This is a genomic window from Vibrio sp. 10N.222.46.A1, assembly GCF_041473595.1.
Classification (GTDB): domain Bacteria; phylum Pseudomonadota; class Gammaproteobacteria; order Enterobacterales; family Vibrionaceae; genus Vibrio; species Vibrio tasmaniensis_A.
In genome coordinates, this window is record NZ_JBFRSN010000103.1 from 1 (window position 1) to 11,334 (window position 11,334).

The 11,334-nt window shown below is 46.4% G+C and carries 9 protein-coding genes; 8 read left to right on the forward strand and 1 reads right to left on the reverse strand.

The window, feature by feature from the left end; all coding sequences use genetic code 11:
• From AB4496_RS03705 to AB4496_RS03740, 8 genes are all read left to right on the forward strand, one after another.
• A partial coding sequence (locus tag AB4496_RS03705) for a tetratricopeptide repeat protein (protein ID WP_372130602.1) occupies positions 1 to 1,610 on the forward strand: 1,610 nt, incomplete at its 5' end.
• Positions 1,611 to 1,759: 149 nt separating this feature from the next.
• Entirely contained in the window at positions 1,760 to 2,743 is a 984-nt protein-coding gene (locus AB4496_RS03710) for a MoxR family ATPase (RefSeq protein WP_102257626.1), read from the forward strand.
• Between the two features lie 12 nt (positions 2,744 to 2,755).
• A complete protein-coding gene (locus AB4496_RS03715; RefSeq protein ID WP_009844959.1) occupies positions 2,756 to 3,718 on the forward strand; it encodes a DUF58 domain-containing protein in 963 nt (320 codons plus the stop codon).
• Positions 3,719 to 4,261: a DUF4381 domain-containing protein gene (locus AB4496_RS03720; protein ID WP_009844960.1), complete on the forward strand. Its 543-nt coding sequence runs from the start codon at positions 3,719 to 3,721 to the stop codon at positions 4,259 to 4,261. It begins immediately after the preceding gene.
• Positions 4,254 to 5,333 (forward strand): VWA domain-containing protein, encoded by a 1,080-nt coding sequence (locus AB4496_RS03725; RefSeq protein ID WP_102257627.1) that lies wholly within the window; start codon positions 4,254 to 4,256, stop codon positions 5,331 to 5,333. The genes AB4496_RS03720 and AB4496_RS03725 overlap by 8 nt, the downstream gene beginning before the upstream one ends.
• Positions 5,326 to 7,032 (forward strand): VWA domain-containing protein, encoded by a 1,707-nt coding sequence (locus AB4496_RS03730; RefSeq protein WP_009844962.1) that lies wholly within the window; start codon positions 5,326 to 5,328, stop codon positions 7,030 to 7,032. Before AB4496_RS03725 ends, AB4496_RS03730 begins: the two co-directional genes overlap by 8 nt.
• Positions 7,029 to 8,396, forward strand: a complete 1,368-nt coding sequence (locus tag AB4496_RS03735) for a BatD family protein (RefSeq protein ID WP_102257628.1) — start codon at positions 7,029 to 7,031, stop codon at positions 8,394 to 8,396. Before AB4496_RS03730 ends, AB4496_RS03735 begins: the two co-directional genes overlap by 4 nt.
• Before the next feature lie 78 nt (positions 8,397 to 8,474).
• On the forward strand, positions 8,475 to 9,380 hold the full coding sequence (locus AB4496_RS03740; protein ID WP_009844964.1) for a LysR family transcriptional regulator: 906 nt from the start codon (positions 8,475 to 8,477) through the stop codon (positions 9,378 to 9,380).
• A 204-nt stretch (positions 9,381 to 9,584) separates the two neighbouring features.
• On the opposite strand, the gene AB4496_RS03745 is transcribed toward AB4496_RS03740, so the two are convergent.
• Positions 9,585 to 11,267, reverse strand: coding sequence for an alkaline phosphatase family protein (locus AB4496_RS03745; RefSeq protein ID WP_009844965.1), 1,683 nt, complete (start codon positions 11,265 to 11,267; stop codon positions 9,585 to 9,587).
• Between the last annotated feature and the right edge of the window lie 67 nt (positions 11,268 to 11,334).

An 11,334-nucleotide genomic window follows, 5' to 3' on the forward strand; every position in this document is an offset into this window, starting at 1 on the left:
AGGTTCAAGCCTCCGCGCATTATGGCTTTGATCGCGACTTGTCGAAATCGGTGAAAGAATGGATCTACCAAGAGGGCAACTCAACCCTACAACCAAAAGACATCATCCATACCAATCAGGTTCAAACCTGTGCGCAATGCCACAGCAGACGTACTCAGTTAAATGAAACTGGAGATCACGTTAACGGGTCTTTCTTTGATGAGTATCGTCTAAGTTTGATTACTCCTGAGCTTTACCATAACGATGGTCAAATCTACGATGAAGATTACGTTTACGGATCTTTCCTTCAATCAGTGATGGCTGAAAAAGGCGTCACATGTACTAACTGCCACGATCCCCATACCGCAGAATTAAAAATTGCAGAGGAAGCTGTATGTAGCCAATGTCACATTGCTTCTGAATACACGCCTGAAAAGCACACCTTCCACGAGGCGAATACCGAAGCTTCACAATGTACGACTTGTCACATGCCTGAGACGACTTACATGGAGGTCGACCCAAGACGTGACCATAGTTGGCATATCCCGCGTCCTGATATTAGCCAACATATTAAAACGCCGAACGTGTGTACTAGCTGTCATGAAGATCAAACCGACCAGTGGGCAGATAAGCAAATCGGTGAGTGGTTCCCAGATTCTAAGTATCGTAATCAGCAGCACTTTGCCGTTGCCTTTTATGCTGACTCAATAGGGCACAGAGGGGCAGAGGATGCGTTGGCATACTCGGCTCAGGACTCTAGCTTAAGCAATATCATTCGTGCATCGAGCTTAGAACGTTTGGGCGGCAATACGGGTAAGAATACGCTTATCTCGCTAGCAAGAGCGGTGAAACATGATGATGAAATGATCCGTTTGGGCGTTGTGCAAGGCTCGTCTGGTTTCCCATTCACTGACCGTTGGCAGATTTTAGAACCGCTACTGAAAGACCCTGTATTGTCGATTCGTTCAGAAACCGCAGGTGCATTAGTGCGTTACTGGGGAGAAATGAATCCTCTGCAGAAAGACCAAATCAAGCCTGCATTGGAAGAGTACATTGAGATACAGCAATTTAATTCCGATAGAGGATTTGGACGTACTAACCTAGGCAACGTTTACCGCGATCTAGGCCAATATCAAAAAGCGATTGAGTTTTATCAAGGTGCTATCGAAATCGAGCCTTATTTCGAAAACAGCTACGCCAACTTAGCGGATTTGTATCGAGCGCAAGGTAACGAAGCAAAAGCGCTGTCGACATTGAAGCAAGGTATTGAAGCTCAGCCGAGATCGAGTGTATTGCCATACAGCACAGGCTTATCTCTGCTTCGTGTGAAAGATTACGAACAAGCAACGGAGTACCTTAAGCAAGCTGCTGAAACTGCACAAACCGACCCACAATATTGGTATGTGTACGGATTGGCTTTGGAGAAATCGGATGTGCTTGCGGCAAGTCAATCACTGCACAAGGCTTACCAATTTAGCCGCAACCTACAGCACTTGTATGCCCAGTGTGAAGTGTTGGCGCGAAACAGCCATATACCGGGCGTACCAAAGGCGTTTGAGCAATGTATTTCATCACTGAGCAAAGTGGCACCGCCGGAGGCCATTAACCAATTGAAAGCTAAGTTTAAATAAAGCGATGAGGTGAGCTTGGCTATGGTGCTTGCTGCTTATTCCGCTTGTAACCAATTATCGCGCTTATGAGCAATTATCACGTGTATAACTAATAGTTATGGGGCTTGTGAGTAGGATGTACGCAGCCAGATTGAATTAAGGGAAGACCTATGAACCATGCGCAACAAGCAATAAACCAACTGATTGAACAAACAGAGAAAAATGTTATCGGTCAGAGCCACGTCGTTCGGGCTCTGGTGATAGGGTTATTGACTAATGGGCATGTGCTTTTAGAGGGACTTCCCGGTACAGCGAAAACTCGTTCAGTGAAATTACTGGCGAACCTACTGAACACCAGTTTTGGTCGAATTCAGTTTACGCCTGACCTGCTGCCATCAGATGTAACCGGTACAGAAGTGTATCAAGAGCTTGATGGAAAGCCTCAGTTGCACTTTCAACCGGGTCCTATTTTCAACAGTATTGTTTTAGCCGATGAAGTGAACCGTGCTCCTGCAAAGGTACAAGCGGCTCTGCTTGAAGCCATGGCGGAAGGAACGATTACGGTGGGTGGTCAAACTCATATTCTTCCAGAGCTATTCATGGTGCTCGCTACGCAAAACCCAGTAGAGCAAGAAGGTACGTATCCACTGCCTGAAGCACAAATGGACCGTTTTATCATGAAAGTGACGGTCGACTATCCAGAAGATGAAGCTGAACGCGACATCATTCGACTTGTGCGCAGTGAGGAGCTCGGTAGCGAGACGAGTTCGGAATTAGTCACTCCAGAGCATATTGAACCTGAGTTGGTACTTGAAGCTCGCCGCCAACTTCCAGATATTGCCGTTTCCGATTTAGTTGAGAACTACATTGTGGCTTTGGTGATGGCGACTCGTAAGCCAGAGCGTTACCCAGAATCAGACTTATCGAAATGGATTGAAATTGGTTCAAGCCCTCGTGCATCTATTTCATTGGATAAATGCGCTCGCGCTTATGCGTGGCTGCAAGGGCGTGACCACGTCACGTTAGACGATGTGCGTGCCATGTTGCCAACCGTGTTAGGTCACCGATTCTCGCTGTCTTACGATGCATTGGCCGATGGTGTTGACCATCAAAGAGTGGTTGAAGAACTGCTCGATAATGTTGAGATTGGATAACTAGGGGGCGTCATGGCGAAGCCAACACAAGCTCCCAAATCGCAAGGCCTTGATCCACGTTTGTACTGTGATTATTCAAGGTTAGTGCGAATTCAGGCTCAAGCTGAGTCGTTTTCTCTACTGCCTCATCTAAAGGCGGGTAGTGTGCTGTCGGGTAGACACAACTCATTGTTCCGAGGTCGAGGTTTGAATTTCGAGGAGCTACGTCACTACCAACTTGGTGATGATATTCGTAACCTCGATTGGAAAGTCACGATGCGAACAGGCAAACCTCATGTTCGTAGTTATACCGAAGAGAAAGACCGTAATGTGATGATCTGTGTTGATCAACGCAGCTCGATGTTCTTTGCTTCTCAAAACACTATGAAATCTGTTGTGGCCGCCGAAGTCGCAGCATTGTGTGGATGGCGAGTGCTGAAAGATGGTGACCGAGTTGGTTTCGTTTTGGCGTCGCACCAAAAGCTCTTTCATACCAAAGCACAGCGTTCTCAATCGGACTTAATGTCTCAGTTAAAACATCTGACCAAAGCCAATCAAAGCTTAGGTGTCAGGGTGAGCGACAGCGAAGGTGTTGGGTTTAGCCAGTGGATTGAACTGATAAAACGAATGAGATTAAAGCAATCGACCTTAATCTTTATTAGTGATTGGCGAGATTGCCAAGAGCAACACCTTGACCGACTAAAGCAACTGCAACAACACAACGATATCTTAGCCATTATGGTCACCGATCCATTAGAACAATCATTGCCTCAAGATCTGGCAAGCGCAAACTGGGTGGTGGGTGATGGTCGCTTTCAACTTAATCTGGACAGCCAATCTAAGGTTAACCTTGCAAGTGAAAGCCTTGCCCAAAAAGCGGCACTCCAGAAACAGTCCCTTGCTAAATTAATGGCGATGAAAAACCTCCCTTATATCGAATTAGATACGTCTGGAACTCATATTTCTCAGCTTCAAAAGCTGGTGGGAGGGCGTTAGATGGCCGTTGAACATACGCCTCCAAGTACTTATATCCTTCGCGATCTGCACGATGTCGCCATTCCCGAGAGCGTGAGCTGGATGCCGCAAACTATTGGCTGGAAGATCCTTGGCGTCATTCTGTTATTGGTCGCTGTCTATCTGGCTTATCGTTTAGCGCTAAGGTGGTGGAATAACCGTTATCGCAAAGAAGCGCTTCAAGAACTCATGGTACTGGATGCAAGAGACAAGAACTCAACTGAACGAACCTTTAAAGTCCTCAAAGTGGTACTTCGTTACCTAGACAGCAGCAATGCAAAGCTGTTTGGAAAAGCCTATGTAAACCGTCTGAACGCTTATCTGCCTGTTAGCGCTAACACAAGTGAAAACAGCAATGCGTTCTTTGCCGATGAAGTTTCGGAATTATGGATGCAAAGCCTAATTGACCCTAATGTGCGTCTGAGCTTTGAACAGCGATTAGAGGTAATTCAAACCGCGATGATGTGGCTAAAACTTCACAAGCCGAATGTACAGGTAACGGTTGAGGGGCAAGACAATGTTTGATGTTTTATCTGCCAGCTTTGAATTTGCGCACCCACTGTGGTTTATCGCACTACCTTTGCCTTTACTCGTTTACTTCGCCGTACCTGCTTATCGCACTAAACAAATGGCCATCAAGGTGCCATTTTTCAGTGAGTTGGTTGAAGCGATTGGCGAGGCTCCATCAGAAGGTGCAAGCCAATTAACACCAAGCTGGTGGCAACGCACTACGCTGATCATTACCTGGGTATTAGTGATCTGCGCATTAGCGAAACCTACCATTCTTGGTGAGCCACAAGTTCGTGAACAATTAGGTCGCGACGTGATGGTGGTTGTCGATTTGTCTGGCTCAATGGCTGAACAAGATTTTACGTCTAAACAAGGGGATAAAATCTCTCGCTTAGATGCGACCAAAGAGGTGTTAGCCGATTTCGCGAAAACCAGAAAAGGGGACCGACTCGGTTTGATCTTGTTTGGTGATGCAGCGTTTGTACAAACACCGTTTACAGCTGACCAAGATGTGTGGCTTGAACTGCTTAATCAAACCGATGTGGCGATGGCAGGACAAAGCACGCATTTAGGTGATGCGATTGGCTTGGCGATTAAGGTGTTTGAACAAAGCGAAAAGCAGAGTGCTGCGGTTCAAGATTCAAGTATTGATGCGAACGTGAAAGAGAAAGTTGTGATTGTGCTAACTGATGGCAATGACACCGGAAGCTTTGTTGAGCCTATCGATGCCGCAAAAGTTGCTAAGGCTAAGGGCGTTCGAATTCACGTTATTGCGATGGGCGATCCGCAAACCTTTGGTGAAGTGGCTCTGGATATGGAAACCATCAAGCGAGTGGCTCAAGAGTCTGGTGGCGAAGCCTTTGAGGCGCTTAACCGCGACGAACTGACCAAAGCCTACGCTCAAATCGGTGAACTAGAACCACAGTTATATGAAAGTACCACTTATCGTCCTAAACAGGGGTTACATCATTACTTGATGGCCATTGTTGTTGTGATGTATTTGACTGCCTTTAGTCTGGCGACTTTACGTAGAAGGTCGCTTTTGGCTTCTAAAACTAAAAAATTGAAAGGAGAGGATGATGCCTGATTCTCTCACTCTGCAACAGTTCTTTACCCAGTTTCATTTTATCCGACCTTTGTGGTTGTTGGCCTTTATTCCGATGTTCTTCCTGTTATGGGTTCGTTGGAGAGAAGAGACCAAACCAACGTGGAAAGACATTCTACCTGCACACTTACGTGATGCATTGACCATTGGTGAAACAGGCTGGCGTAGGCAGCTGCCATTGAAGCTATTGATGGTGATTGTAACTATCGCCATCATTATCTGTTCTGGCCCAACATGGCAGCGTGAGGCTTCACCTTTTGGGGAAGACAAAGCGTCGATGTTAGTGGTGCTTGATAACAGCGAATCCATGCTGGCGAAAGACTTACCACCGAGTCGCTTGGAACGCTCTAAACAGAAAATTAGAGACTTATTAGCAGCGCGCAAGGGCGGTAATACGGGCTTAGTGGTTTACGCAGGCAGCGCACACGTCGCGATGCCTGTGACTCAAGACAGCAAGGTATTCGAACCGTTTCTAGCGGCTATCACACCCGACATCATGCCGGTATCAGGTAAGTCAGCAGAAGAAGCACTGCCACTCATAAATCAGCAATTGTCTGGTGAGCTAGGTTCGTCAGTGTTGTTGGTATCGGATGGTGTAAATCCAAGTACCATCAGAGCGTTCGAGAACTTCTTTAACGACAACCCGTATCAGTTGCTTATTCTAGCCGCAGGAAACAGTAATGTGGTGAGCGATAATCCTGTCGACCTCGATTCATTACGCAATTTGGCGAGTAAGACAGGTGGACGACTGATCGAAGTGACCGTTGATGATTCGGATATCCAACAACTGAACAGAGCGGTTGAAAGAAACATGCAGCTCAACGGCGAATCTTCAATGCCTTGGAAAGACATGGGCTATGGCTTGCTTATCCCAATGGCGATTATCATGTTGTTGTGGTTCAGAAAAGGATGGCTGGTGCAGTGGTGTGTCGTTGGTCTAGTGATTTCGGGCAGCATCTATTCACCAAGCACTTTTGCGAAAACAGTCAACTTAACTGCTGAGAAACCCGTTGTGGTGGAGTCGGTTACGGCTTGGGACAAAACAGCTCAATGGTGGTGGGACTTATGGTTAACGCCCGATCAGCAAGGTCAACGCCTGTTGAATCAGAAAGAATATCTTCAAGCTGCCAAACATTTTACTGACCCAATGCGAAAGGGCGCGGCTTATTACTATGCTCGTGATTTTAAGCTCGCTCACAGTGCATTCCTGCAAACCAAAACTGACCTTGGTTTATACAACGCGGCGAGTGCGTTAGCCAGACAGCGTGAATATCTTGCGGCGCGAGACCTTTTGAAATTATTAAGCGAGAAAGAGGATCTGTCACCAGAACTAAGAACGGATGTGGAAAACAATCTTGCTGTGCTTAGTGGGATTGTCGAAGAGGTTAACCGAACCAGTGAAAGTCAGTCCGGGACCACAGATGGCCCTGAAGAGTCTTTAGAACTCGAAGACGATCAGCCGCGAACGGGTGATGGCGCTGAAGAAGAAACGGTAGCGGAATTGATGCTCAAGGAAACGCTTAATGCCAATGAAATTTTGGGTAGCCAAGAGCTTGCCGATAAGTGGTTAAAACGAGTCGAAGCGGACCCTAAGTTCTTCTTAAAGTCCAAGTTCCAAATTCAATTAAGAGACCCTGCACCTTCCATCGAACAAGCGTCAAAACAGGAGCAAACCCAATGAGTCGATATCATTTAGCTCTTGAAGCCATTCAATCAAAGAGAGTGCGATTTAGAACCCATAAGTGGTTACTGTCGATGACTCTTATATTGAGTTGGTTTTCTCCTTTTGTTGCTTCTGCTGCCGATATCTTCGATCTCCAAAAAAGTGGTGACGTTGAGCTTATCGCTTGGGTAGGGGAAAAGCCAAAGTCAGGCGATAAGATAACGCCGACTAAAGTGAGCGTCAATGAGCAGGTAATTCTGAATATTGAGGTGGCGACGCCGCGTTGGTTAACGGGAGGGACTCGAATCGGCAGTATCGAAATCCCTAACGTGATCGCTAAGCAACGTAACCAACTCGCGACTAATTACACGGAACGGGTCAATGGCACTACATGGTCGCGTCAACGTTGGGAAGTGACGCTTTATCCGATGACTTCTGGCGAGTTTGTGATTCCAACCGTACCGGTTCGTATTCAAGTGTCAGCTCCTGATGGGTCAAACGTTGGTGGCACGCTTTATACGCAGCCGATTAAGTTTGAAGCCTCATTACCGTCTGGTTTGTTAAGCGATGAATCGCCTTGGTTTTCAGCGACAGACGTGGATGTTGAGCAGCAATGGCAACGTTCGAGCGAAGACTTAAAAGTGGGTGATGCGGTTACTCGAACCGTGACGATCAAAGCGAAAGACAGTTTGTCGGTGTTACTTCCCAATGTGTTGACCAATGAATCGACACAGCAATATCAAGCTTACCCGCAACCTAATCGTTTAGATGACACACAAGAACGTGGTGACTACCGTTCCAGTAGAATTGAAGAGACGGTTTATGTGATTCAGCAAGGTGGTGAATTTACCTTACCGGAGTTCACATTCCAGTGGTGGGACAGCAAAAATCAGCGTCTTGAGAGCGTGGTAATAAAAGGCGAAGTGTTTGAAGCAAAACACACATTCCAATCCTTCATCAAAGCTTACATGTCGGTCTTTATAAGCGTTGGTTTGGCAGTGGTCTTATGTGGCATGTTATTCGTTGCGGCGAAGCGCTATTACAAAAATCGACCAACACCAAGTTGGTTGGTATTGCGTCGTTTGCTTAAGCAAAATAATTGGCCCGCATTGAGAACCTTTATCTATCGTCAATTACGAAACGAAACCTCTCAGCTAGAACTGAATAAAGCGCAACTTGGTAAATTGAATGGACAGAAACGTTGGATAGAAGACAGTGAATCCCTCCAACAAGGGCGAGAAGACAAAAACGTATTTACTCGTTTGTGGAGAGGGTTACGTAACTTACCCAATGACACATCAAACTCAAGCAATTCTCGTTCAATTTTCGACCGCTTGAAAATCCCTAAAGCCTTGCCAAACTTAAAAGATAGAACTAAGTAGCAAACTTTAGTTATTCGCATCGAACAAAATCGGCAGGCTCTCTACTATAGGGGACCTGCTTCTTTAATATGGAACTGTATGAAAAGCACCGAACTCAATTTAATTCCTATATTTGTTGCTATCTATGAAGAGCAGAACTTATCTAGGGCTGCTAATCGCATGGATATAAGCCAACCTGCTGTGAGCAAAGCGCTTGCACGGTTGCGAGATATCTATGACGAGCCACTGTTTCACCGTACCACATCAGGCGTAGAGCCAACCACATTCGCTATTGATATCTATCCGGCAATGGCCGCTGCGCTTAAAAATTTCACTTCTACCTTATCCGCATCAAGAGATTTCGACCCCAAAACTTCAGGGCGCGTGTATTCAATTGCCTGCGTCTCGGCGGCGAGCTACGAAATGATGCCAAGAGTGATGCAGTTAATCAGCCAAGTTGCACCTGGTATCGCGTTAGAAGTTCACCCTCTATTTACGGAAGATTACGAGTCTGATTTAAGGCTTCAAAGACACGATGTTATTATCGATATGACACCTAAAGGAAGAACCATGCTCAAGCATGAGGTGATCTCTAAAGAGGAACTGGTGGTGGTGTGCCGCAAAGACCATCCTACGATTGGTGATACGATCGATATGGAGCAGTTCCTATCAGTTGAGCATGTGGTTGTATCTCGTTGGCATGCACGTAAAAGCTTATTGAGTTCTGAACACTACAGTGACCTTGAAAAGCGCAGAATAGTCTATCGCGCTGCGGGTGTTGTTGAGATGCTGCCAGTTATTGAGGGCTCTGATTACATCGGAGTGTTACCTATGTCATCGGTGCGTTGTTTTTCTGAAAAGTACTCGGTTAAAACACTACCACTACCATTCGAATTGGAAGACCTCGATATGTGTATGATTTGGCACCCGAGTCGCACTAATGAACCTAGCCACAAGTGGTTGCGCGCTAAGATCAAAGCGGCAGCAAAAGACATATCAAGTTAGCCTCTAAAGGGCGATTAATGGAAAATGTTTGTGCGAATAGCCGTTATTCCCAGCACTGACATACGTTGATTGGATTTCGACCTAACTACAGGCAATCAAAAAGAGCCGCTTATCTGTTTTGACTGAGTCAGTCTGAATTGATAAGTGGCTCTTTTACTTGGTGTGGGTTTCGACATTAAAACTAAGAAACCTCAATGACATCTATTATTCGGTAATTTCTTGCAGAACTTCTCCAATTGAACCACTTGGTTGAGTGATACCCAGTTTGTTCGAAAGCGTTGGTGCAATGTCGTATGGCGTGACTGGACGCGAGATTTTCTGAGCTTCAACGTCGTAGCCTGCGAAGATGACAGGGACATGTGTATCGTACTTCCATGGCGAGCCATGAGTCGAGGCTATTTGAAGGCCTTCCATGTCGTTAATGTAGCTACGTGGAGCAAATACCACATACACATCGCCAGAACGAGCTGGGTGGTAGTTGTTCTTAATGAGCTGCATTACATGAGTATCAGGTACTCGGTTTGCCGCGATATCACTGCTTGATACGGCAAACGCCACTCCCTTCACTTTCGCTATTTCATCGGCGATCGCTTCCTGTACTTTAGCTAGGTCAAGTTTCTTCTCTGCGATTAAATCGTGATTCAGATAAATATAAGGCTGTGCGTACAAGCGTATTGCGTCTTTGGATAAACCAAACTCATCCTTCAACCTTTGCTCTACGCCACTCGAGAGCAGTGTGTCTTTATTGAAGTATTGAGCTTGATTGAAGCCAAGCGCATTTGCCGCAGGTGAAGATTCAGGTACACCGTGGTCGGCAGACAACACAATTAGTGTATTCTTTAGTCCGACTTGGTGATCAACGGTTTTAAGAAGCTTGGCGATCGTCTTATCGAGTCGAATTAGGTTGTCTTCTGTCTCTAGGCTTTCAGGGCCGTATAAGTGCACCACGTAGTCGTTTGATGAAAAACTTACAGACAGGTAATCGGTCACGTCACCTTGACCTAGCTTCTCTTGCATCAACAGTGTGCTTGCAAAGTTTTCTGTGATTTCATCGCCAGCCGGGCTAACGGTTAGCGTTGTGCTGTAGTACTTGTAACTCGCGGGGCCATAAGGGTGAGGGAAGGTGCGTTGGAAATCACCGAGTTTCACTTTGTGTTCGGTATCGTGCTCTTGCAGCGTGTAGTTTTCACGTGGTAATGAGAGCTCCCATTTCTGTTTCGAGTACTCTGCAGCAATCGCTTTCTCGTTCCAACGTGATACCCAATCTGGATACTCGTCGTAGTAATAGTTGCTGGTGACAAACTCAGATTGCGCTTTGGAGAACCAGAAGGCTTTACCACTGTGCCCTGCCAATGAGATCGCACCGCGGTCTTTCACTGATACACCGAACACTTTTGATTTGCCACTATTGGAAATCGTCAGTTCGTCACCAAACGTGGTGGAGAGTATTGGCTCTGGAGAGCGGCCATCGCCTTGTGCTGTCTTCTGCGTTGGGTCGATCTCTGTTGCTTTGTCGACACCCGCGCCAGAGGTCAACATTTTGTAGTTGCCGTCTTCTACGTTATACACCAAACGCTCTTCGCTACGGTCATACCAAACGTTACCTACCATGCCGTGTACGCTCGGTGGAGCGCCTGTTGCAAGCGACACATGGCCCACGATCGTTTCCGTGTTGCCATGTTGGTAGTTCGCGTTGGTGTAGTAAGTGCCGTCATCCATTAAGTACCGGAAACCGCCTTCACCGAAGTTGTGCTTATATCGTTCGATTAGGTCTGCGCGCAGGCCATCTACCGTGATTTGAAGGACTAGATTTGGCTTCTCTGCTGCTGAGGTAGGGAAGGCACAGAGTAACGCGAGTGTAAGTCCTGAAAGCTTGGTGTATTGCATAGAAGTTCCTTATTCAGCGTTGCCGCAGAGTTCTAACGTTTGGTCAGATTTCTAACGTTTGGTCAGA

Coding starts and splice junctions, on each gene's coding strand:
- AB4496_RS03745 (WP_009844965.1), bottom strand. CDS start 11,267: ATGCAATACACCAAGCTTTCAGGACTTACACTCGCGTTACTCTGTGCC.
- AB4496_RS03715 (WP_009844959.1), top strand. CDS start 2,756: ATGGCGAAGCCAACACAAGCTCCCAAATCGCAAGGCCTTGATCCACGT.
- AB4496_RS03735 (WP_102257628.1), top strand. CDS start 7,029: ATGAGTCGATATCATTTAGCTCTTGAAGCCATTCAATCAAAGAGAGTG.
- AB4496_RS03725 (WP_102257627.1), top strand. CDS start 4,254: ATGTTTGATGTTTTATCTGCCAGCTTTGAATTTGCGCACCCACTGTGG.
- AB4496_RS03720 (WP_009844960.1), top strand. CDS start 3,719: ATGGCCGTTGAACATACGCCTCCAAGTACTTATATCCTTCGCGATCTG.
- AB4496_RS03740 (WP_009844964.1), top strand. CDS start 8,475: ATGAAAAGCACCGAACTCAATTTAATTCCTATATTTGTTGCTATCTAT.
- AB4496_RS03730 (WP_009844962.1), top strand. CDS start 5,326: ATGCCTGATTCTCTCACTCTGCAACAGTTCTTTACCCAGTTTCATTTT.
- AB4496_RS03710 (WP_102257626.1), top strand. CDS start 1,760: ATGAACCATGCGCAACAAGCAATAAACCAACTGATTGAACAAACAGAG.